Annotated in this window: 28 protein-coding genes and 1 riboswitch; of the genes, 21 read left to right on the top strand and 7 right to left on the bottom strand. The window is 39.7% G+C overall.

Annotation, left to right across the window (positions count from 1 at the left end; translation table 11 throughout):
• Nucleotides 1-50 precede the first annotated feature (50 nt).
• The 9 genes from ACFQWC_RS08795 to ptsP all read left to right on the top strand — a co-directional run bounded on the left by ACFQWC_RS08795 (nucleotide 51) and on the right by ptsP (nucleotide 8,726).
• Nucleotides 51-797 carry an SDR family NAD(P)-dependent oxidoreductase gene (locus ACFQWC_RS08795; RefSeq protein ID WP_341357829.1) on the top strand — a complete coding sequence of 249 codons (747 nt, stop codon included), beginning with the start codon at nucleotides 51-53 and terminating at the stop codon, nucleotides 795-797.
• A gap of 411 nt (nucleotides 798-1,208) precedes the next feature.
• Nucleotides 1,209-2,150 carry an AAA family ATPase gene (locus ACFQWC_RS08790; RefSeq protein WP_341357830.1) on the top strand — a complete coding sequence of 314 codons (942 nt, stop codon included), beginning with the start codon at nucleotides 1,209-1,211 and terminating at the stop codon, nucleotides 2,148-2,150.
• Entirely contained in the window at nucleotides 2,147-3,337 is a 1,191-nt protein-coding gene (locus tag ACFQWC_RS08785) for a DUF58 domain-containing protein (protein WP_377106914.1), read from the top strand. The genes ACFQWC_RS08790 and ACFQWC_RS08785 overlap by 4 nt, the downstream gene beginning before the upstream one ends.
• On the top strand, nucleotides 3,307-4,569 hold the full coding sequence (locus tag ACFQWC_RS08780; protein ID WP_377106912.1) for a hypothetical protein: 1,263 nt from the start codon (nucleotides 3,307-3,309) through the stop codon (nucleotides 4,567-4,569). Before ACFQWC_RS08785 ends, ACFQWC_RS08780 begins: the two co-directional genes overlap by 31 nt.
• Nucleotides 4,570-4,663: 94 nt before the next feature.
• Nucleotides 4,664-5,278, top strand: a complete 615-nt coding sequence (locus ACFQWC_RS08775) for an ABC transporter ATP-binding protein (RefSeq protein WP_299740479.1) — start codon at nucleotides 4,664-4,666, stop codon at nucleotides 5,276-5,278.
• 18 nt (nucleotides 5,279-5,296) lie between these two features.
• Nucleotides 5,297-6,079: an ABC transporter permease gene (locus ACFQWC_RS08770; RefSeq protein ID WP_299740481.1), complete on the top strand. Its 783-nt coding sequence runs from the start codon at nucleotides 5,297-5,299 to the stop codon at nucleotides 6,077-6,079.
• A gap of 81 nt (nucleotides 6,080-6,160) precedes the next feature.
• Nucleotides 6,161-6,424, top strand: a complete 264-nt coding sequence (locus tag ACFQWC_RS08765; protein WP_299740483.1) for a hypothetical protein — start codon at nucleotides 6,161-6,163, stop codon at nucleotides 6,422-6,424.
• A 314-nt stretch (nucleotides 6,425-6,738) separates the two neighbouring features.
• Nucleotides 6,739-7,005, top strand: a complete 267-nt coding sequence (locus ACFQWC_RS08760; protein WP_299740485.1) for a phosphocarrier protein HPr — start codon at nucleotides 6,739-6,741, stop codon at nucleotides 7,003-7,005.
• Nucleotides 7,005-8,726, top strand: coding sequence for a phosphoenolpyruvate--protein phosphotransferase (gene ptsP, locus ACFQWC_RS08755; RefSeq protein WP_377106909.1), 1,722 nt, complete (start codon nucleotides 7,005-7,007; stop codon nucleotides 8,724-8,726). The genes ACFQWC_RS08760 and ptsP overlap by 1 nt, the downstream gene beginning before the upstream one ends.
• Nucleotides 8,727-8,891: 165 nt before the next feature.
• On the opposite strand, the gene ACFQWC_RS08750 is transcribed toward ptsP, so the two are convergent.
• Entirely contained in the window at nucleotides 8,892-9,566 is a 675-nt protein-coding gene (locus ACFQWC_RS08750; protein WP_299740489.1) for a GNAT family N-acetyltransferase, read from the bottom strand.
• A 354-nt stretch (nucleotides 9,567-9,920) separates the two neighbouring features.
• Between ACFQWC_RS08750 and ACFQWC_RS08745 the strand changes: the two genes are divergently transcribed.
• Nucleotides 9,921-10,097 (top strand): hypothetical protein, encoded by a 177-nt coding sequence (locus ACFQWC_RS08745; protein ID WP_299740491.1) that lies wholly within the window; start codon nucleotides 9,921-9,923, stop codon nucleotides 10,095-10,097.
• A gap of 45 nt (nucleotides 10,098-10,142) precedes the next feature.
• On the opposite strand, the gene ACFQWC_RS08740 is transcribed toward ACFQWC_RS08745, so the two are convergent.
• Entirely contained in the window at nucleotides 10,143-11,294 is a 1,152-nt protein-coding gene (locus ACFQWC_RS08740; protein WP_299740493.1) for an aminotransferase A, read from the bottom strand.
• A gap of 137 nt (nucleotides 11,295-11,431) precedes the next feature.
• On the opposite strand from ACFQWC_RS08740, the gene corA reads away from it, so the two are divergent.
• The 4 genes from corA to queE all read left to right on the top strand — a co-directional run bounded on the left by corA (nucleotide 11,432) and on the right by queE (nucleotide 14,599).
• Nucleotides 11,432-12,427, top strand: coding sequence for a magnesium/cobalt transporter CorA (gene corA, locus ACFQWC_RS08735; RefSeq protein ID WP_341357837.1), 996 nt, complete (start codon nucleotides 11,432-11,434; stop codon nucleotides 12,425-12,427).
• Between the two features lie 187 nt (nucleotides 12,428-12,614).
• Nucleotides 12,615-12,659: riboswitch (PreQ1 riboswitch) on the top strand.
• Nucleotides 12,660-12,783: 124 nt separating this feature from the next.
• Nucleotides 12,784-13,443, top strand: coding sequence for a 7-cyano-7-deazaguanine synthase QueC (gene queC, locus ACFQWC_RS08730; protein WP_299740497.1), 660 nt, complete (start codon nucleotides 12,784-12,786; stop codon nucleotides 13,441-13,443).
• Nucleotides 13,444-13,445: 2 nt separating this feature from the next.
• Complete coding sequence (locus tag ACFQWC_RS08725; RefSeq protein WP_377106905.1) at nucleotides 13,446-13,880, top strand: 6-carboxytetrahydropterin synthase; 435 nt, start codon at nucleotides 13,446-13,448, stop codon at nucleotides 13,878-13,880.
• Nucleotides 13,874-14,599 (top strand): 7-carboxy-7-deazaguanine synthase QueE, encoded by a 726-nt coding sequence (gene queE, locus ACFQWC_RS08720; protein WP_377107267.1) that lies wholly within the window; start codon nucleotides 13,874-13,876, stop codon nucleotides 14,597-14,599. The genes ACFQWC_RS08725 and queE overlap by 7 nt, the downstream gene beginning before the upstream one ends.
• Before the next feature lie 44 nt (nucleotides 14,600-14,643).
• Here the strand turns inward: queE and ACFQWC_RS08715 are convergent, their stop codons facing one another.
• Nucleotides 14,644-14,844 carry a hypothetical protein gene (locus tag ACFQWC_RS08715; protein WP_299740501.1) on the bottom strand — a complete coding sequence of 67 codons (201 nt, stop codon included), beginning with the start codon at nucleotides 14,842-14,844 and terminating at the stop codon, nucleotides 14,644-14,646.
• Between the two features lie 200 nt (nucleotides 14,845-15,044).
• Here ACFQWC_RS08715 and ACFQWC_RS08710 point away from each other — a divergent pair, with 200 nt between their 5' ends.
• Nucleotides 15,045-15,947: a chemotaxis protein gene (locus tag ACFQWC_RS08710; RefSeq protein ID WP_377106902.1), complete on the top strand. Its 903-nt coding sequence runs from the start codon at nucleotides 15,045-15,047 to the stop codon at nucleotides 15,945-15,947.
• A gap of 99 nt (nucleotides 15,948-16,046) precedes the next feature.
• On the opposite strand, the gene ACFQWC_RS08705 is transcribed toward ACFQWC_RS08710, so the two are convergent.
• Both ACFQWC_RS08705 and ACFQWC_RS08700 read right to left on the bottom strand, forming a co-directional pair.
• Complete coding sequence (locus ACFQWC_RS08705) at nucleotides 16,047-16,514, bottom strand: YkyB family protein (protein WP_377106900.1); 468 nt, start codon at nucleotides 16,512-16,514, stop codon at nucleotides 16,047-16,049.
• A 250-nt stretch (nucleotides 16,515-16,764) separates the two neighbouring features.
• The gene (locus ACFQWC_RS08700) at nucleotides 16,765-17,052 is read right to left on the bottom strand and encodes a hypothetical protein (protein ID WP_299740505.1); all 288 of its coding nucleotides are present in this window, start codon (nucleotides 17,050-17,052) and stop codon (nucleotides 16,765-16,767) included.
• Nucleotides 17,053-17,290: 238 nt separating this feature from the next.
• Here ACFQWC_RS08700 and ACFQWC_RS08695 point away from each other — a divergent pair, with 238 nt between their 5' ends.
• From ACFQWC_RS08695 to ACFQWC_RS08670, 6 genes are all read left to right on the top strand, one after another.
• On the top strand, nucleotides 17,291-19,384 hold the full coding sequence (locus ACFQWC_RS08695) for a sensor domain-containing protein (protein ID WP_299740507.1): 2,094 nt from the start codon (nucleotides 17,291-17,293) through the stop codon (nucleotides 19,382-19,384).
• Nucleotides 19,385-19,593: 209 nt separating this feature from the next.
• Nucleotides 19,594-19,812, top strand: coding sequence for a hypothetical protein (locus ACFQWC_RS08690; RefSeq protein WP_299740509.1), 219 nt, complete (start codon nucleotides 19,594-19,596; stop codon nucleotides 19,810-19,812).
• Nucleotides 19,813-19,948: 136 nt separating this feature from the next.
• Nucleotides 19,949-20,716, top strand: a complete 768-nt coding sequence (gene fadH, locus ACFQWC_RS08685) for a 2,4-dienoyl-CoA reductase (RefSeq protein WP_377106897.1) — start codon at nucleotides 19,949-19,951, stop codon at nucleotides 20,714-20,716.
• Between the two features lie 147 nt (nucleotides 20,717-20,863).
• A complete protein-coding gene (locus ACFQWC_RS08680; RefSeq protein ID WP_299740512.1) occupies nucleotides 20,864-22,087 on the top strand; it encodes an EAL domain-containing protein in 1,224 nt (407 codons plus the stop codon).
• Nucleotides 22,088-22,251: 164 nt separating this feature from the next.
• Nucleotides 22,252-22,491 (top strand): hypothetical protein, encoded by a 240-nt coding sequence (locus ACFQWC_RS08675; RefSeq protein WP_377106895.1) that lies wholly within the window; start codon nucleotides 22,252-22,254, stop codon nucleotides 22,489-22,491.
• A gap of 211 nt (nucleotides 22,492-22,702) precedes the next feature.
• The gene (locus ACFQWC_RS08670; RefSeq protein ID WP_341357839.1) at nucleotides 22,703-23,203 is read left to right on the top strand and encodes a DUF3993 domain-containing protein; all 501 of its coding nucleotides are present in this window, start codon (nucleotides 22,703-22,705) and stop codon (nucleotides 23,201-23,203) included.
• Nucleotides 23,204-23,263: 60 nt separating this feature from the next.
• On the opposite strand, the gene ACFQWC_RS08665 is transcribed toward ACFQWC_RS08670, so the two are convergent.
• Nucleotides 23,264-23,497 carry a glutaredoxin domain-containing protein gene (locus ACFQWC_RS08665; protein WP_377106893.1) on the bottom strand — a complete coding sequence of 78 codons (234 nt, stop codon included), beginning with the start codon at nucleotides 23,495-23,497 and terminating at the stop codon, nucleotides 23,264-23,266.
• Entirely contained in the window at nucleotides 23,494-24,450 is a 957-nt protein-coding gene (locus ACFQWC_RS08660; protein WP_377106891.1) for an MBL fold metallo-hydrolase, read from the bottom strand. The genes ACFQWC_RS08665 and ACFQWC_RS08660 overlap by 4 nt, the downstream gene beginning before the upstream one ends.
• Nucleotides 24,451-24,587 lie beyond the last annotated feature (137 nt).

Here is a 24,587-nt window from a genome sequence, read left to right as displayed (position 1 = left end):
GGAAGAATAAACAGTAAATCGCAAATGAAAATAATTAAAGATAAAGGGAGATGGCAAGATTGAATGATAAAATTGTTTGCATAACAGGTGGAGCGAATGGGATCGGGAAAACGCTGGTTGAAGAATTTGCGAAGCAAGGTGCAGTTGTTGAATTCATGGACATGGATGGGGATAAAGGGGAGGAATTATCCCTGCAGCTCAATTCAAAAGGCTATTCAACACGGTTTCATAAAGTGAATGTAGGGGTCTATCAACAGGTAAAAGATGTTTTTTCAAAGATTAGGGAAGATCATGGAGTGGTGGACGTACTTATTAACAATGCAGGAGTTTCGAAGTTCATGTCCTTTTGGCAGATGGATCCCGGGGAATGGGACAGCATTCTATCTTCAAACTTAAGTAGTGTCTTCTATTGCAGTAGAGAGGGGGCCGCTTTAATGAAGAACCGGGGTGGTTGCATTATAAATATGGCCTCTACCAGAGCTTCAATGTCTGAACCGGATACGGAAGCCTACTCTGCAACAAAAGGGGGCATTGTGAGTTTGACTCATTCAATGGCAATCACATTGAGTGACGTGGGGATCCGAGTGAATTCAATAAGTCCCGGTTGGATTCAAACCTCTGATTATGATTCATTACGGGACAAGGATCATGACCAGCATCCTTCGGGCAGAGTGGGGAAACCCGAAGACATAGCAAGGGCATGCTTATTTCTTGCTCACCCTGATAATGATTTCATTACCGGGGAAAACTTAGTGGTGGATGGTGGTATGACAAGGAAGATGATCTATGAACATTAATAAAGATGAAACAAGAGTAATGGCCTTTCTCTTGTTTTTGACAGATGATACTACCCATTTCTCAAAAAGGCAATATTTATTACACCAATTAATAAAACAAAAATTAAGCTGACAACCATCTTTTAACACTCTCCGCTTCTCTTTTTTAACTAGAGTAAGGAGAGAGTATTAACACTGTACGGGGAATAGGATAAGTGTTTGTAAAGTTTGAATGAACATAGAAGAACTGCCGGTTACGAATCCAAGACACGGATGGTGACCGGCTTTTTACTGTCCAAATACATAAAGGAATATATTAACAACACACTATGGTATGATGAGTAAGGGTCTATTTTTAGAATATTTGCTAAATATTTACTATTATTTTAAAATTAATTGATAAATAGAGTTCAACATAAAGGGGGAGCAAAGATGTCAACTATAAAAGACATAAAAAAAGAAATGAGCAAAGTTCTGATTGGAAGGGAGAAAGAAATCGACCTTCTATTGATTGCCTTGCTTCAGGAAGGGCACGTCTTGCTCGAGAGCGTACCAGGAACCGGTAAAACATTATTGGCTAAAACTTTTTCACATTGTATTGAAGGGGATTTTAAGAGGATACAATTCACACCCGATGTATTGCCAAGTGATGTAACAGGCATTCAGTTTTTTAATCCTAAGACTCAAGAATTTGAATTAAGAACCGGACCTGTTGTCACGAATGTGTTATTAGCAGATGAAATTAATAGGGCTACTCCAAGAACGCAGGCAAGTTTACTTGAAGTGATGGAAGAGAAACAGATCACCATCGATGGAGAAACAGTGTCATTACAGCCTCCGTTCATTGTTGTAGCGACGCAAAACCCGATTGAATCACAGCAGGGGACATTCCCTCTACCCGCAGCCCAGTTGGATCGTTTTCTGTTGAAGATTCCATTTACATATCCAAGTTTCGAAGAGGAGCGCAGTATCCTTAATCGATTTAAATCTGCACAGCCTTTAAATACAGTAGAAAAGGTGATGAGCCTTGCTGAAATTCAATCTCTAACAAGTCTCGTTAAAGAGGTACATATATCTGAGGATATCGAATCTTATATTCTCCAGATCACAAGGGCGACAAGGGAGCATGAATGGGTTGAAGTAGGGGCTAGTCCACGTGCAAGTCTGGCTCTATTAAAAGCATCCCAGGCTCAGGCATTCATAGCGGGGAGGGACTTTGTCAAACCACAGGATGTCGTTAGTGTAGCACCATTTGTCCTTCATCATAGAGTTCAATTAACCATTGAGGCATCCCTTACTAAAACACCTGAAGAATTGATTGACAGAATCATAGAGATGACCATGCTGCCTGTGGAAGCGAGGCAGGCGCAGTGAACTGGAAGCGCGAAGTAGTCGAGGACCCTTATATTTCCATGAGTTTAGTGCTCCTTGTCATTGTCGGGGCAGTAAGCTTCTATGTACAATCGTATGTCGGATTGGGGATTTTCCTGTTGATCATTCTTTATTTTCGCGTTCATCAATGGTATCTGCTTAATGTTGGGGAGGGAGTCATGATTGAAAGATCACAACGAAGATTAAGGCTTCATTGTGACGAGGAAGATAATTGGGTGTTTAAGCTTGAAAACAAAGGGCTTCCCATTTGGGGAGCAACGTTGAAAATGACATTTAAAGATATTGTGGAGCCTACAGAACATCCATATTCATTAGGCATTGCGAACGAGATCGAGGTATCCATCCCATTCTCCATCCGAAAAAATGAAGAGGGGCAAATTTTGTTGCCGATCAAAGGCAAGAGAAGAGGTTTATGCCGTATAACCAATATGCACCTTGAGATTCCTCATCTTTTCGGAAGTGGTAAGGTTATCCTGAATCTACTCGATTCAGTTCCAACCACCATTATGGTGTTCCCCTCTTCATCCCCTATCAGGATGGCGGAACATCAGCTTACTTTAAGGCAGGGGGATGTTTCTACTCCCCATTCTTTGTTCCATGATGTGTTCCATCCTGTAGGAACAAGGGGATACGTACAAGGAGATCGATTTCAGGACGTTCATTGGAAGGCTTCTGCACGAACAGGCGAGCTGCAAACGAAAATCTTCGCGCCATCTACTCAAAAAGAGTGGATGATTGCCATCAATATCTCTGATCGTTTTGCCATTACAAGCAAGTTGGAGGGGATCATCAAGCATACAGCTTACCTTATGCAACTTGCCGTGGAACAAAACATCTCTTTTTCCCTGGTCTTAAATGTGAGAACACCGGGAGTTACGCCTTACTATTATCTGCCGCCAGGGACTGGACGGAAGCACCGGCAGAAAGGGCTTGAGCTTTTAGCTACATTATCAACCGATGAATTCACCATGCCTTTCCACATTGTCCTCCAGCATTTGTATCTGCGCAGACTGGTACCTTCCGTTTTTATTGTTGCCGGTTCGCTTGGGTCAAGAGAAGAGGAGTTATTGCAAAATATTCGCAAAGGCCATCCACATATCTTTAAGCTGAGCTTAGAAGAAGAAGGAGTCGTCACATTATGGAATCGTTCGTTGAAACTTCCTTCCTAAAGAAACATAAACAAATGCTTTTTATTAAAATGGGGCTGTATGCAGGAATCGAACTGCTGTTTGTCCTGTTGGCCATTACGTTCCTATTTACAGGTGACGTCGTGTTGAATCAATACGTGCCTGCTTTTGCGATGATGTTGGTGTTGGTACTGGCTTACATGGCCATATCCCTTAAAGTGCAGAGCTTTAATCATCTTCTGTTATATGCAGTGTTTGCCTTCGGGATTGGATCCGGAACCTTATTTTTCTCGGCATCCTGGTGGGTTTTACTTCCCGCTACGATCTTTCTGCACTTGAAGATCAGCTCTCATCTTCAGATCAAGGACCCATCAATTGAAATCAGCAGTGGCAACGTATTGATTTTTCTTTTTATCTCCGCTGTTTCTTTATTCTCGGGATCCCTCAGACAGTTGGAAAACACTTATCTGGTATACAGTCTGCTGTTTTTATTATTCACGTTTGTTGGGACCTTCACCTCGATTCAAAGGATGTTGGCCAGTGAAAGCAAAGGAGTAAAGAAGAGTATATATAAACCTTTTGCCCTCCTTCTTATGGTGTTTTTAAGCGGGGGGATACTTGCAGCTTTTAGTTCGGTGGTCAGCCGGGGATTCTATTGGCTGCTTGAAAAGGTGTTTTGGCTCTTCTCCTTTTTGGTTAACCCGATCTTTAGTTTATTGATTAAATTAAGGGATTTGATCATGGGATTTTTTGGGGGGGATTCGGAAAAAGGAGACGGAAATGAGGTTGTACAACAGGTTTATGATGAATCACAGCTGACTACCCTGGGGGATGGACTTTCATTTTCATGGTTGGATGAGGCATTGCTAGCACTATTGGTTTGCTTTGCTTTCATTTATTTGGTTAAGAAAAGAAAAACGTCCATCCGCTTCTCACCGAGTGGGGGAACAACACCTGTCATGACGACCCGGGTAGCAGGAGTGGATGATACTCCAAATCAAAGAGAGCAGGTCGAATATTCTAAAGCAAGGGACGCAATCAGGAAATCGATGGAAATGTTAGAAGAAGAAGCTTACAAGAATAAAGTGGGCAGATTTCCGAATGAAAACGTCCAAGCTTGGTTCACTAGAATTGAGTTGGAGGAAAATGCCCGATTTTACTTTATTTACGAACGCGTGAGATATGGACGTGGAGTTCCGGAAAAGGATGAAGTCGACTTTTTCACAAGACGAATCCAGCAACACATCGAATACTTGAATGCGCGACATGAATGAAGCTGGTGCTCGAAGTTCTCCTTTCGAGCATCAGCTTCTTTAATTCATGATTCTTTAGGGTATGATAAATGTGAATATATGAGAGGTGAAGATAGTGCTGTTTCAATTAGAAAAAGTAATATTTAAAAAAATAATAAACATCGATCGCATGGAGATATCCTCACACAAAACAACCTGCCTCATCGGTGAAAGCGGTGCAGGTAAGTCCACCCTCCTGAAGTTATTAAATAAAATGAATATACCAGATGAAGGAAAGGTTTATTATAATGAGACTCCCTTACAAGAAATTGACCCTGTAAAACTTCGAAGAGAAGTAGTGATGATTTCACAAACCCCCTTATTATTCGGGGAAACGGTAGAAGAGAATTTGCAGAAGGGTCTTATGTTTTCAGAGAAGCCCCCTGCAAGTCGTGAGGAGCTCATGAAAACCCTGGAAATTGTAAAGCTGGATAAACCTTTGGATGGGCTTGCTGAAAGGTTATCCGGAGGGGAAAGACAACGCCTGTCCCTTGGCCGGGTACTATTGATGAAGCCAACTGTCTATTTATTGGACGAGCCAACCTCGGCCCTTGATGAAGAAACCGAGATCGAAGTGATGAAAAGCTTTATTAAGTGTACAAAAGGGCATGACGGGACCGTAATTATGGTGACTCATTCGATGAATGTTGCCGAGCAATATGGTGAAGAGACGATTAGCCTTTCAAAATAAGTGAAGGAGAGAATACTAGTGGAAAATGGAATTATTGATATAGAGCTGTGGAGATTTTTAGCTGCATATGTCTTTGTTCTTCTATTGTTATTTATTGTGAAGTGGCGGGGGATTTCGAGAGAGAAACAGATTATCCTTGCATCTTTTAGAATGACCCTCCAACTGATCGTCGCAGGATACATACTGACCTATATTTTTGACAATCCGAGTCCGTGGCTTACATTAAGTATCATTTTGATCATGGAAGCCTTCGCCATCAGGAATATCTTTAAACAAGTTAAATATGAGATGGATAAGAAACTGAAAGGGATTGCTGCTTTATCTTTACTTATCGGAACACTTATTAGCTTATTCTACTTTAATATGGTGGTGATTCACTTCTCCCCTTGGTATGAACCGAGATATTTCATACCCATTGCCGGGATGATCGTGGGTAATTCCATGACGGGCATCACATTGGGGATTAATACTCTATTAGGGGGATTAAAGGATCAAAGAGAAAAGGTAGAAGGTGCCCTCATGCTTGGAGCAACCCCTAAAGCAGCTTCCAAGACCTATGTAGACAATGCCTTTGATGCAGCGATTCTTCCCACTCTTAATAATATGTTAGGGATGGGAATCATCTTTTTACCTGGAATGATGACAGGGCAGATCCTTTCGGGGATAAGTCCATTAGTGGCCATCGAGTATCAGATTGCCATACTTTTAGGCATTGTGGGGAGCGTAGCCTTAACAGTCATCATCTTTATTTTATTAGGATATAAGCAATTATTTACGAAAGATGCCCAATTGAATGTTTAGATATTCTATAGCTCTCCCGTTCTAATCTAGTTTTTCTTGCATATGATAGTGAAAGAATGGTAGGAAAGGGGAGAGTTCTATATGAATTACCAAACAGAGCAGGCTCTAAGAGTGAAAAGTTTAGCCATTGATGTCATGGAAGAACTCATGAAAGAGGATGGTCAACATGGGGTGCAGGAATTAAAACAGCTCTCAGAATTATTCTCTCGCTGCATATGTGACTTAGTGAACGTATATACAAACACGTCTGAAGATCATGAAATGACACTGAAAGGCACGATCATAAAAGCGAAAATCGGCTACAATATCATGAAAGCTAAATCAGAAATCATAGAAAAAGAATAGTATCGCAATGACACAACTGACTCATACTAAAGATTCCATCTCCTAATCGGAATGGGGTGATGGGAGAGTCAGTTTTTATTTTGTAAAAAACATCTTGATTTTTACATAAATAGGTTCATAACAGTGGCAAATTTATGAAATACTAAAAAAATCAAGCTTTACAATTGTGTATATCTTCATTGCATGCTATTCTTTTTTATTGAACAGCTTTATAGTAGGAATGGATTATTTACTAGAAATAGTTGACGAATTCTACATAATCCATTACTTTAATGAAGCAACCAAAAACAAGATAAATTAAGGAGTCGATTCACATGGCACAAAAAACATTTACAGTTACAGCTGAAACAGGAATTCACGCTCGTCCGGCAACTCTACTAGTTCAAACGGCAAGCAAATTCGACAGCGATGTACATCTAGAATACAAAGAAAAGAAAGTAAACTTGAAATCAATCATGGGTGTTATGTCTTTAGGTGTTGGTAAAGGTGCAGATATCACAATCATTACTGAAGGTAGCGACGAAGAAGAAGCGTTAAGCAGCTTACAAGAAACATTGAACAAAGAAGGTTTAGCTGAGTAATGTCCAGTCTTTTAAAAGGAATTGCAGCATCAAATGGTATTGCCATAGCGAAAGCGTATCGCTTAGTTGAACCCGACCTAAGCTTTGAAAAGAAAAACGTAGACAATGCTGAACGGGAAGTATCACGCTTTCAGGAAGCCATTGCGACGTCAAAGTCAGAGCTTGAAGCGATCCGTGATAAAGCAAGAATTGATTTAGGTGAGGATAAAGCTCAAATCTTTGAAGCGCATCTTCTTGTCCTAAGCGATCCAGAACTACTGACACCAATCGAAGACAAAGTGAAATCTGAAAATGTAAACGCTGAATTCGCCCTTAAAGAAACAGCGGATATGTTTGTATCGATGTTTGAATCCATGGACAATGAATACATGAAAGAACGTGCCGCGGATATCCGTGACGTGACGAAACGTGTCCTTTCACACCTATTGGGCGTACAGATTGCGAACCCAAGCATGGTGACAGAAGAAGTGATTGTGATCGCAGAGGATCTAACACCTTCTGATACGGCACAATTAAACCGTGAATTTGTTAAAGGATTTACAACGGATATCGGTGGAAGAACATCTCACTCGGCCATTATGGCACGTTCAATGGAGATTCCAGCTGTAGTGGGAACGAAATCTATTACCTCCTCTGTTGAAAATGGTGACATGATCATCGTTGACGGATTAAATGGAGAAGTACATATTAATCCGACTCCTGAAGTCATCGAAGAGTATAAGAAAGAGCATGCCCGATATGAAGAACAAAAAGCTGAATGGGCGAAGCTTGTCAATGAACCAACGGTATCCAAGGATGGAGAGCATGTAGAACTTGCTGCCAACATTGGGACACCTAAGGATCTTGAAGGGGTAAAGAATCACGGTGGAGAAGGTGTAGGTCTGTATCGTACAGAATTCCTATACATGGGTCGTGACGAATTACCGTCTGAAGACGAGCAATACGAAGCTTATAAGTCAGTATTAGAAGGTATGGAAGGGAAACCTGTAGTGGTTCGTACCCTTGACATCGGTGGAGATAAAGAGCTTCCTTACTTAAATCTGCCAAAAGAAATGAATCCATTCCTAGGGTATCGTGCAATCCGACTCTGTCTGGACGAACAGGATATCTTCCGTACTCAGCTTAGAGCGTTATTAAAGGCCAGCCTATTCGGAAATCTGAAAATCATGTTCCCGATGATCTCAAATCTTCAAGAGTTCAGAGAAGCGAAAGCCATCCTTGAAGAAGAGAAACAAGCTCTTCTTGAGAATGGTACGAACGTAGCTGATCATATTGAAGTGGGAATCATGGTAGAAATTCCATCAACTGCTGTAATGGCGGATGTTTTTGCCAAGGAAGTGGACTTCTTCTCTATCGGAACCAATGATCTGATTCAGTACACAATGGCTGCCGACCGCATGAATGAGCGGGTTTCCTACTTATATCAACCGTATAACCCTGCCATTTTACGTCTAGTCAAAATGGTGATCGATGCGGCTCATAAAGAAGGCAAATGGGCAGGTATGTGTGGTGAAATGGCCGGAGATGAGATTGCAGTGCCAATCCTTCTGGGATTAGGTTTGGATGAATTCTCTATGAGTGCGACATCGATCTTACGTGCACGTTCTCAAATCCGTCAGTTGAATCGTGCTGAAATGAAAGAACTGGCAGAGCAAGCACTACAATTAGACACCAATGATGCTGTCATTTCTGCTGTGAAAAAAGCGACATCAATGGAATAAATTTAGGTTTAGATGGTGGAAATGAGGGTATTATATTTGTGTAGAATAAGGCACACCCTTTGGGCCTTTTCATTCTCATTTCCCCCTTTCTTGTGGATTGAAGGAACGTATTGTTCTTTCAATCCCTTTTTTATTTTTCAGGGAGTACATTTTTTGCAAAATGCGTTAGAACTTTGAACTTTTAAAAGGATTTTTCCATTCCATTAAAACCCCATAGTCACAAGATTCTTCATCCTTCAGGTACCCTTTAACCGCTTTTAATGGAGTGCGTCCTGTTTGCAGAAGAAACGTAATGACGGGATCCTTGAATTCTCCACTCGTTAATTTCTGTATATAATCATCAATCGGAAAATCTTTGGCCACTTTATGATAGGTAGGGATCCGACCGCCGCCAAGTAAGCGATCCAATTTTAAATGAACCACAATCTCAAACATGGCATTCATCAAGACTTTTCCAAGTTTAAATCCCCTATAATCAGGGTCGATACATAGATCTACCACATATAATGTATTTCCATTTTCATTGTGAGTCCGGATATATCCATCATCGGTTATGTCTTCCCACGTATGATGAGGTTCTAACGGATCAAAGTCGACGATTAAGCTTGTCATACTCCCCACTAACTTCCCGTCAACTTCCACACACATGGACCCAAGAGGGAAATGAAACAAATGATGAGCGAGTTGGTCTTTATTCCACCACAATTCTGATGGGAAGGGAGGTGGGAATGCTCTTTTTTGAACGGATATCAAGTCGTCGAAATCATCCTTGGAATAATTTCTGATAACAGCTTTATAAATTTGATCGTTTCTGAAAACATACTGTTCTTTCATGTACATGTCAGAACCTCACTCCTCAGAATTTACTTGTTTATTATACGTTATGAAAGCGCTTTTTTAAAGTGTTTTACTGAAATAACTTTTCTTCTAAAAAAAAAACTGAATTTTTTTCAGAAGGGCGGTTTATCATTCTGGAAAGCGGGTATTCTATAATTAAGCATGAAATTGGAGATTAATTTCTCACTAACACCCCCTTTTCCTTTTTTTTGAACCAACTCATTGACTGGGTTGGTTCTTTTTTTGCTCTTTTTATACCGGCAGCTGGTTCGTATAGGGAAAAAGAAGAAAGCAAATAATAATCTTGTGCTGATCCATTGAAGGATAGGCATGATCAATAAAAGGGGTGTAAAAGCAATGGCGAAACGTACAAAAAAGAATGATCCACAACAGAAGAACAAAAAAGGATTCGATTCCTCTAAGATCAATACGGAATTTGCCCACGAAACCGGAAGTGCGGCAACAAACAAAATACACAAAGACAAAGCCAAAAAAGAAAAAGCATCTAAAAATAACGGTGAATATAAAGGGTAATCATGAAGAGGGACGGACCTTGCCAGGCAAGGTCCGTCCCTCTCGTCAGGTTTGGATGAAGGATTGGATACGGTCAAGCCCTTCTGTCAACTGGTCCATGGAGCAGGCATAGGATAGTCGGAAGTATCCTTCGCCGAACTGGGAAAAAGCATCTCCAGGAACGACAGCCACCTTTTTCTCTTGGGCAAGTGCCAACGAGAAATCAAATGAACTCAGAAGAATCCGGTCAGGTATTTTGACGAAAAAGTAGAAGGCTCCGTCGGGTTTGACGATTCCTTTAAATCCCATCTCAATTAATCGGTTGTATACATAGTCCCTTCGTTTCTTATATTCTTTCTTCATATCTGCCGCATCATCTTTTCCCACTGTAAGAGCTTCATATGCTGCTTTTTGAGAAACGGAAGAAGCACAGGAAACATTGTACTGGTGAACCTTTATTAGATGCTTAGAAATTGATTCTGGAGCGAATACCAGCCCTATCCTCCAACCAGTCATACTATGTGATTTAGATAGACCATTGACGACGATGGTTTGTTCTCTTAAATATTCGGCAATGGAATAATGCGAATCATCAAAGGTAAGCTCGCTATAAATCTCATCAGCCAACACAAATATATTTCTATTTCTAAGCAAGTCGGCAATCTCTTTCAATTCTGCTTTGGATAAGCTTACCCCAGTTGGATTGGATGGATAAGGCAATATGACACACTTTGTAGAATGGGTTAAGCTCCCCTCAATAAGAGCGGCATCCAACTTAAAATCATTTTGTGTGATATCAATATGTATGGGATTAGCACCACAAAGTTTAATGATGGGCTCATAGCCTGGATACACGGGTCCCGGGATAAGGCAGTCATCTCCCTCGCAAAGGATGGTACGAAGAATCACATCGATCCCCTGAGAAGCTCCGTTTGTGACTATGACCTCATTTACAGGGTTATAATGTACATTATATTTTTCTTTTACATATGAAGCCGCAGCTTCACGTAATTCGAGAAATCCTGCATTATGGGTATAGGAAGTGAAGTCATCATCAATGGCAGCCTTACCCGCGTCTTTGACATGTTGTGGGGTAGGGAAATCCGGCTGACCGATTGTCAGGGAAATGATGTCGTCTATGTCTGCCACCATATTAAAAAACTTTCGAATTCCTGATATCTGGATGTCCTTGATCCGAGGGTTAATATACTGTTCCAATACGTACACCTACTTTAATAATTTGATTCATATTTTATCATTAATTCCATCTTTTACGTAGTGATTTTGTTTGAATGGTGAAGAAAAAGGGAAAGGATAAAAAAATAAATAAATAAATGTCAGTTAGGGAGAGCCATATGATTCGCACGAGTATTATTATGGAAAATGGGGAAATTGAACAGAATGTTCCCTTATCCAGAATTAAAGAAAATGGTGTTAAATGGTATTGGGTGGATTTTTCAGAGCCGACCAGCAAGGATGTCCGGTTACTTAAGCTGTATTTTCGATTCCATCCACTTGCGATAGAGGATTGCCTGGACGATTTCAGTCAGCGGGCTAAGCTCGATTTTTATGATCAATACATATTCGTCCTTCAGCATGCCATTAATCAGAAGACACTGGATTCCCATGAAGTTAATATGTTTGTGAACGCAAGTTTTATCGTAACCTTTCATAAACAGCCTGTCAGGGAAATCAATAATGTATGGGAAAAGGTTCGGCAAGAAGGGGATCAGCTCAGTCCTTTTAAGGTCATGCATGGAATTGTTGACCGGTTAGTGGACGATTATTTTCCTCTGGTTTATCGTATTGAAGATCGCCTCAATAAGATAGAAGATAACACGAATGAAGATTCGGATAGTGATCTGATGGATGAATTATTCGATATTCGTCATGATATGTCAAAGTTAAGAAGAACCCTTGTGCCCATGAGGGATTTATTGTATCGAATCAGCAATTCCGGCAGATTGAATGCACTCAAAGAAGAGCAGCTCTATTTTAATGACGTGTACGATCATTTAATTAAGCTTGTCGAGATGCTTGAATCGTATCGTGAATTTTCATCAGATATCCGGGATAATTATTTATCCATTAACTCAGATAAAATGAATAATATCATGATGACCTTAACCGTCATTACGACGATTTTTATGCCTCTTACGTTTATTGCGGGTCTGTATGGGATGAACTTTGTCTATATGCCGGAACTCGATGAGAGAAGCGGATACTTTATCGTTCTCGGGGTTATGGGTATCATAGCGCTGATCATGTTTGGTTTCTTTATGAAAATAGGCTGGCTCAGATTCAGCACGAAAAAACGCAGAAAACGAAGGAGGCTCCTTCGTTTAAAATAATTAAGGTAAAAAAGCAGTGATTCCAAAGGGGAGTTCTGCTTTTTTATCTGGGTATCATGCAAATGATCAGCGGCGGTCACGATGGTGATTAAATTTCCGATGAAATTCCCGTAAACGGTAGATTTTTTTGAAAAAAAACGTTATATTGGTTGAGGACAAAAAAAGAAGAATTGGGACTAAAGAAGAGTCCCGAGAGGTTCTAGCACAACCCTCTATAAAAAACTAAGGAAAACGGCATCCTTAGGTGTCGTTATTTTTTGTTAATGGCAATTTTAAAGCCAACGTTATAGGGTATTACAGAATCTCTTTCTTCTTTTCATGGCAAAAGAGCCTGTAGAAAAGAAAGGAGACCTTTTATGAACACAGAGAAAGCGTTAGTCGTTTTTAGCGGAGGTCAAGATAGTACAACGTGTTTGTTTTGGGCAAAACAACAATTTAAAGAAGTAGAAGCGGTAACATTTAACTATGGTCAGAGGCATGTTACAGAGCTGGACTGTGCAAAAGAGATTGCAGAAGATCTGAAAGTCCCTCACCATGTATTAGATATGAGTTTATTAAATCAATTGGCACCAAGTGCTTTAACACGGGCAGATGAAGAGATCACTCATCAGGATGGTGAATTACCGTCTACATTCGTTCCAGGAAGAAATCTATTATTCCTGTCATTTGCAGGCATACTAGCGAAGCAAATCGGAGCACGGCATATTGTAACAGGTGTATGTGAAACGGATTTCAGCGGCTATCCCGATTGCCGGGATATTTTTGTCAAATCCTTGAATGTTTCCCTCAATTTATCCATGGATGATCAGTTTGTGATCCATACTCCACTCATGTGGATCAATAAAGCACAAACGTGGGAAATGGCAGATGATTTAGGTGCTTTCCGTTATGTACAGGAAAATACACTCACTTGCTATAATGGAATAAAAGGCAGCGGGTGCGGTGAGTGTCCTGCATGTCAGCTTAGACAAAAAGGGCTGGAAGAATATAAAAGTGCAAGTAAAGGGGGAGAGTGAAGATGATACAACAAATCTACCCGACTCCTGACCACACGTATGAATTTGAATTAAATAAAGATATGCATTTTGCGGCAGCCCATTATATACCACATGCAGATGCAGGAAGCTGTCAGGATATCCATGGTCATACGTACTTTGCCAATATTACTATTGGAGGGGATCAGCTTGATGATTCCGGGTTTCTTATTAATTTCCAACACATCAAAAATCTGATTCATAAGCGATTTGATCATAAGGTCATGAACGAAGATGAATTGTTTTCTGCAGAGAACGGCAATATGTTCCCCACCACTGAAGTTTTAGCGAAAGTGATGTGGGAAATCATTCAGGGTCATTTAGATACACTGCCTCACCAGCCTAAGTGCCTTCAAGTATTTTTAAGAGAAACACCGACAAGTTACGTCATATACAGACCAAAGGGGAGACAATCATGAAGAAAATCCCCGTTTTAGAAGTATTTGGTCCAACCATTCAGGGTGAAGGTATGGTAATTGGTCAAAAGACGATGTTTATCCGAACTGCCGGATGTGATTATAGTTGTGCATGGTGTGACTCTGCATTTACGTGGGATGGTTCAGCCAAAGAGGATATTCAGCTTATGACAGCTGAAGAAGTGTGGAACAGACTAAAAGAAGTAGGGGGAAATAAGTTCTCCCATGTAACGATTTCAGGCGGGAATCCTGCTCTATTGGCTCATTTGAAGGAGCTTATCGAGATTTTAAAGGAGAATGATATTGCTTCGGCCTTAGAAACACAAGGAAGCCGCTGGCAGGATTGGTTCTATGATATAGATGATCTGACTCTTTCTCCAAAGCCACCAAGTTCGAAAATGGGGACTGACTTTGAGAAACTGGATCATATCGTTCATCGATTAAATGAAAATCGCTCACAATTCAGCTTAAAAGTAGTTGTCTTTGACGAACAGGATTTAGTATATGCCACAGAAATTCATAAACGCTATCCTGATGTTCCATTCTACATCCAGACAGGTAATCCTTCTGTTTCTGAAGGAGATACACCTAAACTGGTATCAAACTTGTTATTGGATTATGAAACGCTCATTGAAAAGGTCTGTGATAGGGAAGAATTAAATCACGTGCGGGTACTCCCGCAATTGCATACCTTGGTATGGGGGAACAAGCGTGGAGTGTAAGAGAAAAGCGATTGAAGGGAAGCCTTTCAATCGCTTTTTCCTTTTTACTTTCGAGGATTTTCATTCTGCTCCTGATTTATTTTCCTTTGACCTTCTATGAAAGAAAGTTCAAAGGGTTCGTCCTTTCCATCCACGTTCTTCCCAAAGGCAATAATGGGAAGATTGTTTTGTGCGGGAAGAATGTGGTCACTTATTTCATCAAAATCAGGCAGGGGCTGGTTATCTGAAAACCTACGATCGGTCATATAAACACCTCCTCTCCTTAGTATGTATAGGGATTCATTTTCTATTACCTTTTAGGTCACGGTATAGAAAGTGAGAGTTGAAAAAGATTCCCGAACGGACTGCCGACTTTTTCATGATTACCTGTAAAGATGTTTCTTAAATGTACGATATAAGAAGAGTAAGGCAAATACTCATGTTTGTATGGAAGGACGAAATACAATTGAATCAAACAAACGGTATTCTTCTTGAAAGTGGAACCAATGAACTAGAGATAGTTGAATTCGAAGTTCAACACAATAAATTTGGTATAAATGTGATTAAAGTGAAGGAAATTATTCAACCCACTCCAGTCATTCCCATTCCTCATTCCCACCATCATGTGAAAGGGCTCATTCAATTGAGGGGAGAGGTTCTTCCAGTTATTGATATGGCAAGGGTTCTTGGTGTGGAAGAGGAGGAAACACCCAAATCAAAGTATATTGTTGCTGAGTTTAATCAACAAAAGGTCATTTTTCACGTACATAACGTAACTCAAATTCATCGGATTTCCTGGAATCAGATTGATAAGCCTTCAGAAATGTATTCAGGGGTTCATTCCGGAATAATAGGGGTCATCAAGCGAAACGAATCAATGATATTGTTATTGGATTTTGAGAGTATTATGCTGGAAATCAATCCTGACACAGGGATCCGGGTGGAACAAGTGAAGAGGTTGGGACCAAGGGAGAGAAAGAATAAGAAGATTGTTGCTGCGGAGGATTCTCCTCTACTCCGTAAGCTTTTGAATGATACGTTGAGTGAAGCAGGATATGACGAAGTGGAGTTCTTCGAAAATGGAGCCGATGCATTCAACTATCTGGAGTCACTAGTTGGGGGAACTCAAGATATTGAAGAGACTGTTCAGCTTGTGTTAACAGATATTGAAATGCCGCAAATGGACGGGCATCATTTGACCAAAAAAATCAAGAGTCATTCTAAGCTCAGTAAACTGCCTGTAATCATTTTTTCTTCACTAATTACAAAAGATTTAAAACATAAAGGTGAAATGGTCGGAGCAGAAGATCAAATCAGTAAACCGGATATTGCTGAACTCATTATGAAAATCGATCAACATATATTGTAGAAGCTAGGGCAAATAAAGACATACAAAAGGGTCCCAGCATTTCATTTGGCCGGAACCCTTTAGAAGAAATATGCGTTAATGTACTAAAATCGTTGAGCATTAAAAGAAGCTATCGCCCAACTTTTTGAAGACGGGTTTTTGATAATTGTTCTTTCCGGGCTTTCGAGGCTTTTCATTCTGTTCGGACATCCCTGTATATTGCTCTAAAATTCCTTTTGCCTGCTGAAGTCCCATCTTACATCTAGGATTTCTTAACGATTGATCAAGCGACCCCAGGTGAGGCAGCTCCTTGAAATCTTCCTTTGATGGTGGGATATGAAAGGTATAATCTCCGCAATCAATCAATACGTCAGATTGTTGTTGGCTGTTCTTTGGGTTGTTGGAGAAGTGAAGTCCAACTTTCTTCGCTTTACCTTCCCGGATCATTTTCATTAAAGCTCGTTTTTTTAATGAATATAAGTATTTTGGGTTACCTGCTGTTTTCGCATGACGATTCACAGTGAAAATAGCTTGAGAGAGGGTAATTACGGATGTGGAAGAAGGGGTGGATTTACTAGTATTCCTCAAGTTATTGGCTCCTTTCCATTGTATTAACCTCCATTATACCTCCTTTTTCTGGTATTGGAAAGGTACGGTGGGGAGTTTCTTTTTGAAAGATAAGTATATTTGGGACGGCGTTCTTTCTATTGGATGAAATATAAATTAACTTAAGCGGGAAAAGGAGTACCCGGTCCTAAAGGTGAAACTTGTAGAGAGTAAATATCAAAAGGCTCAACCTAAAGAATGTACTCCATACATTTTCAGGTGAGCCTTTTTATTATCTTTGGGGGTATATATTAATATTCTCTGTAAAGTTGTACGGTGATGATTGAAAATTATTCCCTCCGTATGGTTGTGGGTAAGCAGGATAAGGATACCCTCCGTATGGCGGGTAAGGTGGATAACAAGCAGGACCGTAGCAAGGTCTGTTGAAAAGGAACGGGCTAATGGCCAATCCGGCTAAACCACCTGCTAAAAACGGTAATCCAAAGAAGGGGAAGAAGCGTTGATCTCCTCCTCTATACTGTGGATAACTCTGATATGGGTAATATGCATGTCGATACATTAAACGAAAAACCTCCTCTCTCTATTCACTTTAGTGTATGGTTCAAAATCGACCAACGCGCCTGTCTCACATATAATAGGCAGATGAATCAAGTGATCGAATGGGTCTGAAGTAACGGAATATAAAGAAAATAGTGTATATTCTTACAGGAATGTAGGAAATTCTTAGTTTAACTAGTAAAATATAATCAGGATACTTAATACGGAAAATGACAGAAGCCTAAGAGGATGACGAATCCATGAAATCGACTAACAATAACAATACCATTGGACAAGGTCAAGAGGTGCTTGACACTGTTTTGAAAGAACTAATTTTAGATCATATTCATGATATGATTTTCATTATGAAGGTTGAGGAGGGACCTGCTTTCAGGTACCTATACATAAATGAATCAGCTAGAAGGTACACGTCCATTCAACATGAGGATATGGGACGCTTATTGGAGGAAGTAGTTTCATTTGAGACGGCTACTGACATACAGAAGAAATACATTGAACTTGTGCAATCAGGAGAGAGCATTATCTATCAGGATACGTTTTTCCTTTCGAATGGAAGTCAAGTTGTAAATGAATCGATTCTTACACCTATCAAGAATCGATATGAAAAAGTAGAGTACGTTGTTTCCATTACAAGAGATATTTCTTCGTCCATTGCAGAGAAGAAGAAATTAGAAAAAGCGAAAGAACGATACAAATCCATTATTGAACATAATCTGGATGCCATATTTATTCTGGACTCCCATGGGTTCATAAAAGAGTCTAACGGAGCAGGATGCACATTAACCGGCTATTTGAAAGAAACCCTTGTAAACATGAGTATCTATGATTTGTTTCATTCTCAAAATGAGTACACCCTAACCGAGTCACTTACTCAAGCTTTGAAGGGAACGCCCTCTTCCATTGTTAATTGTCTTCTTCTAAACGAAGCAGGAGAAAAGAAGATCACTCAGCTAAAAATGATCCCCATCGTAGTAGAAGAAAAGTGTGATGGTTGTTATATTATCGTGAAGGATATAACCAAGCACCATGAACAGAATGAAATGATTCATTATATGGCTCTACATGATCAATTAACCGGTCTTTGGAACAGGAAAGCACTGGATGATCATGTTCCTTTAATCATTCATAATATGGAAGAAAGAGGTATAGAGCTCTCGCTTTTATACTTGGACTTAGATCGGTTTAAATTTGTAAATGACACCCTTGGTTTAAAGGGGGGCGACCGGTTTCTCCAAAAGATCACAGAACGTTTGGTAACTCTTACGAATGAAGAATGTTTATTGTACAGGCAAGGCGGTGATGAATTTATCTATCTGTTGAAGAATAGTAATTTTGAAGATACCAAGACGAAGGCGAAGGAAATCTTAGCGCTGTTCAAAGATCCTTTTACTATTGATGAGCAGGAGTTTTATATCTCTCCTTCGATTGGAATCAGCCGTTATCCTGCAGATGGATATGATTCTAATTCACTCATTCAAAAAGCTGCTCAAGCTCTCTTTGAAGTAAAAGAAAAAGGAAGAGCTCATTATCGCTTCTATCAAACGCATATGAAATCAAGCTTTCCTAATTATATCATTATGGAATCCCACTTACGAAAAGCCATTCAAAAGGGTGAGTTGTACGTCCATTATCAACCACAGGTGAATTTATCGACCGGTGCGATTGATAGCTTCGAAGCGTTAATTCGCTGGAACAACCGCAAATTTGGGTTTGTATCACCGGCACAGTTCATTCCCTTGGCAGAAGAAACAGGTTTGATTGATCAGATTGGCGAATGGGTAATGGAGCAAGTATGTTTACAATTGCAAAAATGGAGGAAAAAAGGTTACAGGACAGTGCGTGTGGCCATCAATATTTCGCCTAAGCAATTTCTGCAGGAGCAATTAGTGGATAGAATTGATTTCTATTTATCAACGTATAATATTCCTGCTTCATGCATAGAAATTGAAATTACGGAGGGAGCCATGCAAGACACTCAACAAACATTGAAAATGCTGAAAAAGCTTAAAAATCTGGGTGTGTACATTTCTGTTGACGATTTTGGAACAGGATATTCTTCACTTCATTATTTGAAACGATTTCCAATCGACATATTAAAGATCGACCAATCCTTTGTGAGAGAAATTGGAATGAATCAGAAGGACTCTGCCATAACGACTACTATCATCCATCTTGCACATAGCCTGGGGCTTGAAGTGATTGCTGAAGGTGTAGAAAGTGAGGGGCAAGTCGAATTTCTTAAAGAGGCGAACTGCCAAAAAGCTCAAGGCTACTTCTTTAGTAAACCGATTTGCCCGAAGGAAATCGAGGAACAGCAATTTGTTCTTATGTAATGTTCCTCCCCTAATTACTTGAAGCAGCCTTGAAGATACATTTTATGTTCATACTTTTTAACGTTCGCCCGGCAAATGCAATGAAATGTTTGACAGAGTAGTTCCTATGACTTATTTTAAAGTGAGGAGAGTAAAAGATTCATAGACTTGAAGCAAAATCGCAGCCGAAGTGAATCAGAGTTCCGAATGCTATATGAAGGAGTGGGATTATGAAAAAGACAAAAAGTATGGAAATCCTATTTCTCCCTACCGATAGAGGAACGGTTAAAGTATATGTATATGGCTTTAAATCTCCTCGATCTTTAGGCCAGGTAGTTGTTTCATATAATAATGTTTCGATTGAAGCAAAAGGATATAAGAGAAATAAAACCATTATCAAGGCGTTGGCGCAATTACACGAAACCATTGTTAACAATCCGGATGGTTGATTTTTCAGACTGATTTTTAAGAAAAGGATATTTTCTTAAAAATCAGTCTTTTTTTATCATTTAAAATGGTTGCAACACAACTCTATATGATAAAATTGTGAGTGAACATTCATTCATTAATAAGGGGGAGTTACATATGGGAGAACAACAAGTTGTGATTGTAACAGGCGGTTCAAATGGTATGGGGAAATATATGGCGAAGCACTTTGTAGAGTCTGGCGCAAGCGTCGTCGTAACAGGGAGAAATGAAGAACGACTTCAATCGGTGAAGGAAGAGTTTTCGTCTCTTAGTGGAAACATTGAAGTATTTCAAATGGATGTAAGGGAACAAGACCACGTAAAGGCGATGGTTGAATTTACGGCAGAGAAATTCGGCAAAATTGATGTACTCATTAACAATGCAGCAGGAAATTTTATATGTCCGGCGGAAAAGCTTACTCCAAATGGTTGGAAATCTGTTATTGATATCGTTTTAAATGGAACGTTTCTTTGCTCACATGCTGTAGGGAACTATTGGATTGAGCACAAACAAAAGGGATCCATCATTAATATGGTTGCCACTTACGCTTGGAACGCGGGTGCAGGTGTGGCTCATTCAGCTGCAGCAAAAGCAGGAGTCTTATCGTTAACGCGCACACTTGCCGTCGAGTGGGGCCATAAATACGGTATTCGTACAAATGCCATTGCACCAGGACCAATTGAAAGAACGGGTGGAGCCGAGAAGCTTTGGATTTCAGAAGAGGCAGCAAAAAGAACAATTGACAGCGTCCCATTAAAACGATTAGGAACACCGGAAGAAATTGCCGGCCTTGCTTATTTTATTGCGTCAGATCAAGCGGCGTATATAAACGGAGAATGCATTACAATGGATGGAGGCCAATGGCTTAATCAATTTCCATTCTAATATAAGCAGGAACAAAGGATTAAAGCTTTCCCCCATATGTCAACACGACATGGCAGGGAAAGCTTTTTTGTTTATGTCTTTTCAATTCCACTGTATAGTTGTGTTATAATTATGCAAAAAAACTTGAGTTATGGTGGGGGAGTGCGCATGGACGCATTAGAAGTATTAACCAATATAGAAAAAGTGATTCCGTACTTTCAACCAATTTTCAGTGCGGATGAACATAAAATTATCGGATACGAAGTATTAGGTAGAATGGAAGTCGATGAAGGGGTCATTGAGAGTCTCGGACCGTTCTTTGGAGATGAAGAGATACCGGATGAATATAAAATGGAAGTGGATGAACGTGTAACCAGACTGGCTTTAAGTAAGTTTGTACATGAGAAACAGGAGGGATACATCTTTTTAAACCGGGATGCAAGACTATTGATGCTTGATCACGGGGAATCTTTTCTGGAGCTCCTTCAAGAGTACGAAAAAAAGGGTTTGGATTTAAACAGGACAGTGATTGAGCTTTCTGAAAAAACGTTCGTCGGAGACTTCGATCAGCTTGTTCATCTGCTGCTGTATTACAAAACATACGGAATTAAAATTGCGATCGATAATGTTGGAGGTAATAGTGGTCAGTTGGATCGACTATCGCAATTCTCACCGGATATATTAAAGGTGGATTTATTCCAACTTCGAAATGATGCTGGTAATAAAGTCTACAAAGATATATTGTACAGTTTGTCAATGCTGGCCAGAAAAATCGGAGCCTCCCTCTTATTCGAGAATATCGAAATCAACTTTCAACTGCAGTTTGCCTGGTTGAATGGCGGCCGTTATTATCAAGGATTTTACCTGCAACGCCCGTCAGCCTCATTTTTGAAACCCGATCTTCTAAAAGAAAAGCTGAAGGAAAAATGCCAGGACTATATTCGATATGAGAAGAAGCATCTTGAAGCAGGATTTGAATTCGCAGATGTCCTGCACAAAGAAATCAGTCAAAATCTGATTATGATAAAAAAACAATGCACAGAATTCGATGACGTACTCTTTGAGTTAGGAAAGAATTTTACCGATAAATGCTTCAGGCTATACATTTGTGATGAAAATGGCTTCCAAGTGACTAGTAACGTTGTTAAAGATGAACATAAATGGAAGATTGAACCAAGGTACAAAGGGAAGAACTGGAGCTGGCGCCCGTACTTTCTGGAAAATATCATTCGTATGAGGATCAATAAGAAAGGTTTATTATCTGATATATACAGCGATATCGATTCAGGAGAATCCATTCGTACGTATTCCTTTCCATTTGGCAATGGCTTGTATTTATTTATGGATCTTTCTTATGAATTCTTATTTGAGGAGGATGGTTTACTCTTTTAATTACCTGTTTGTTCAGTCTTCCCTTTTCTTGATGTCCAGCTACAGGGCTTAGAGGCTCGAGGTCATAAGATGAGCCTCTGAACAAAGCCCTTCCGCTTTTCTTGTATAGCCTACTCTTTATAGGACAAATTATTCTTAAGGACATATTGTAAGGAGGGGCTATGATGAGTATATATATGATTGTGCTTTCCCTGATTGTTATAGGGATAGCCGGTTATTCGTTAGTGTATACCTTTAAACTTGCTGGACAGGAGAAGCGGCTGAAGGGTGAATATGACACAGATATACCGGATGTTGTCAAGGAGCACCCTTATATTCGGAATCCTATTTTCGTGTCTATATTGATTGCAACCATTTTAATTACACTGTTTATTATATATTGGTCCGTTCGCTATTTATCTTAAGTAAGAGGGTGCCGCATGTTATCATGCGGCATCCTTTTTTGGTTAAATGTACCATTGATTTTTGTGTTTGATTGTCACATATAGGGGGAAATTTACAACCAAACCAAAATATATGTCAATCCTTGTTAGGATTTAACGAACAATTGATAACCTATCGACAATTTTCCATTGCTACAATATTTTTAACAAGCATATTAAGGAGGGAAAGCATATGGAAAAGAAAAAATTATGGCTATTATTTCTTATTTTAGGGCTCGTTACAGCGGCATGTGGACAAGTCAGTCAAACCCAAGCCTCAGAATTTTCTGAAGAAAACGCATTATCTCTTGTAGAAAATGCCTTTCATACCCAAGTATCATTGAGTGAAAAACCACAATCTAAGAAACAGATTAATGAAAAGTTGTCACAGTACTTTACAAAGGATCTTACAGAAAACTTCATCCGTGAGAATGTGTATGAAGTAGAGGGTGGTTATATCACATTTGGATCTGACTTTGCACCACACTATATTCCTTTTTTTAAGTATGATGATTCTACTAAGGTAGAATACATAGATGGAAAATGGTATGTCTGGGAAGAACGAACAGGTGAGGAAGAAGGGCCTGTATCAACGGATTCCGGTGTAGAGGCTGTCGTGGTTAATGAAGAAGAAGGTTCATGGAAGGTTTCATCCATTACATACGTATTACCGGAAAAGCTTCAAACCGAATAAATAAAAAAGTTGGCCATAAGAGAATGGCCAACTTTTTTTGTTGATGAATAATCTAAATGCCTATTTGTTTAAAGCTGCAGTCAGGGCTTCAAGATTAAATCCTGTTATTACCTCAGAGTCCACTGTGATGGTTGGGGTGGAATAAGATTTCAGCTCTTTCACAAGATAATTTCTGGCTTGTTCATTTTGTTTGATATCGATTTCTTTGTAGTCAACATTGTGTTCTTTCAGAAACATTTTGACTACTTCACAAGGGGGGCATTCTGGTTGAGAGTATAAAGTGATAATTTTCATGATGTTTCTTCTCCTTTGCTTTGCCTTATGAAAAAATCTACGATTCCCATTGCAGATACATTCATATCAAGCTTTAATAATTTGAAAATCGGATTGGCCTGATCAACGCCTCTTTGGATCATTTTACTCTTCGTTAGTTCAAAAAGTACAGAAGTTATCGTTTTTACGTTCTCTTCAACTGTTTCAACGGAAGAGAACTGTTCCTTACTTTTTTCCATGAAAAGGTCAAGCCATTTTTCTACTTCCCCTAATGCAAATGATACTTCTTCAGTGACACCATAATGGCCAAAATACAAACGATCCAGCTGTAATTCCTTGTACAAACGAATGGAATCCTTCATTCGTTCAGGACTAAATTGGTTGGGGGAAGTGGAAGGGAAGTAAAAGTGCTTTGACCCAACAGTATACTGGATGCCGCATGTGTCCCCGGTGAACATCCCATTTGAAACAGAATCAAAGATGCTAAAATGGTGATTTGCATGACCAGGAGTGTCCAAAAACGTTAATGTACAGCTTTCGCTCAGTTCCAGCTTTTCTTCATGTCCCATCACAATTATTCGTTCTTCAGGAATTGGCACAATCGGGTGAAAAAGCTCATCGAATTTTTCTCCATATACTGCTCTTGCTCCTCGGATCAAGCGTGTCGGGTCAACTAGGTGCCGCCTCGCTTTCGGGTGAACGATGACCTTTGCGTTAGGGCATTCTTTCAGAAAAAGACCTGCACCTCCCGCATGATCAAGATGGATATGAGTTAAAATTATGTATTGAATATCTTCAAGATTAATGTTTAACTTAGAGAGACCTTTTTTTAGGTGAGGTATAGAAGGACTGGCAGACGTTTCGATAATGGTAAGGGACTCTTCGTTTATTATATAACTTCCTGTACGTTCCTGTAATGACAGATCCATTAGATCAACTAAGGATATTCGAGAATCTATACGATAAATACTCATCCAATCAATCCTTTCCGGGGAGAATATATTTCTACCCTTTCATTATAAAGGAATTTATGTAGAAAAAGGACAAAACATTAGATTTAACAGGATAGAATCTGGTACAATGCAAAAGCTATGACCAAGAATTAGAACAG

The organism is Rossellomorea sp. GCM10028870, assembly GCF_042666755.1.
GTDB lineage: Bacteria > Bacillota > Bacilli > Bacillales > Bacillaceae_B > Rossellomorea.
This window is presented reverse-complemented; position numbering and strand designations above follow the sequence as displayed.

Coding starts and splice junctions, on each gene's coding strand:
- ACFQWC_RS08765 (WP_299740483.1), top strand. CDS start 6,161: ATGAATTACCAAACAGAGCAGGCTCTAAGAGTGAAAAGTTTAGCCATT.
- ACFQWC_RS08670 (WP_341357839.1), top strand. CDS start 22,703: ATGGAAAAGAAAAAATTATGGCTATTATTTCTTATTTTAGGGCTCGTT.
- ACFQWC_RS08725 (WP_377106905.1), top strand. CDS start 13,446: ATGATACAACAAATCTACCCGACTCCTGACCACACGTATGAATTTGAA.
- ACFQWC_RS08660 (WP_377106891.1), bottom strand. CDS start 24,450: ATGAGTATTTATCGTATAGATTCTCGAATATCCTTAGTTGATCTAATG.
- ACFQWC_RS08760 (WP_299740485.1), top strand. CDS start 6,739: ATGGCACAAAAAACATTTACAGTTACAGCTGAAACAGGAATTCACGCT.
- ACFQWC_RS08690 (WP_299740509.1), top strand. CDS start 19,594: ATGAAAAAGACAAAAAGTATGGAAATCCTATTTCTCCCTACCGATAGA.
- ACFQWC_RS08665 (WP_377106893.1), bottom strand. CDS start 23,497: ATGAAAATTATCACTTTATACTCTCAACCAGAATGCCCCCCTTGTGAA.
- ACFQWC_RS08750 (WP_299740489.1), bottom strand. CDS start 9,566: ATGTACATGAAAGAACAGTATGTTTTCAGAAACGATCAAATTTATAAA.
- corA (WP_341357837.1), top strand. CDS start 11,432: ATGATTCGCACGAGTATTATTATGGAAAATGGGGAAATTGAACAGAAT.
- queC (WP_299740497.1), top strand. CDS start 12,784: ATGAACACAGAGAAAGCGTTAGTCGTTTTTAGCGGAGGTCAAGATAGT.
- fadH (WP_377106897.1), top strand. CDS start 19,949: ATGGGAGAACAACAAGTTGTGATTGTAACAGGCGGTTCAAATGGTATG.
- ACFQWC_RS08715 (WP_299740501.1), bottom strand. CDS start 14,844: ATGACCGATCGTAGGTTTTCAGATAACCAGCCCCTGCCTGATTTTGAT.
- ACFQWC_RS08700 (WP_299740505.1), bottom strand. CDS start 17,052: ATGTATCGACATGCATATTACCCATATCAGAGTTATCCACAGTATAGA.
- ACFQWC_RS08680 (WP_299740512.1), top strand. CDS start 20,864: ATGGACGCATTAGAAGTATTAACCAATATAGAAAAAGTGATTCCGTAC.
- ACFQWC_RS08780 (WP_377106912.1), top strand. CDS start 3,307: ATGGAATCGTTCGTTGAAACTTCCTTCCTAAAGAAACATAAACAAATG.
- ACFQWC_RS08745 (WP_299740491.1), top strand. CDS start 9,921: ATGGCGAAACGTACAAAAAAGAATGATCCACAACAGAAGAACAAAAAA.
- ACFQWC_RS08790 (WP_341357830.1), top strand. CDS start 1,209: ATGTCAACTATAAAAGACATAAAAAAAGAAATGAGCAAAGTTCTGATT.
- ACFQWC_RS08695 (WP_299740507.1), top strand. CDS start 17,291: ATGAAATCGACTAACAATAACAATACCATTGGACAAGGTCAAGAGGTG.
- ptsP (WP_377106909.1), top strand. CDS start 7,005: ATGTCCAGTCTTTTAAAAGGAATTGCAGCATCAAATGGTATTGCCATA.
- ACFQWC_RS08675 (WP_377106895.1), top strand. CDS start 22,252: ATGAGTATATATATGATTGTGCTTTCCCTGATTGTTATAGGGATAGCC.
- ACFQWC_RS08795 (WP_341357829.1), top strand. CDS start 51: ATGGCAAGATTGAATGATAAAATTGTTTGCATAACAGGTGGAGCGAAT.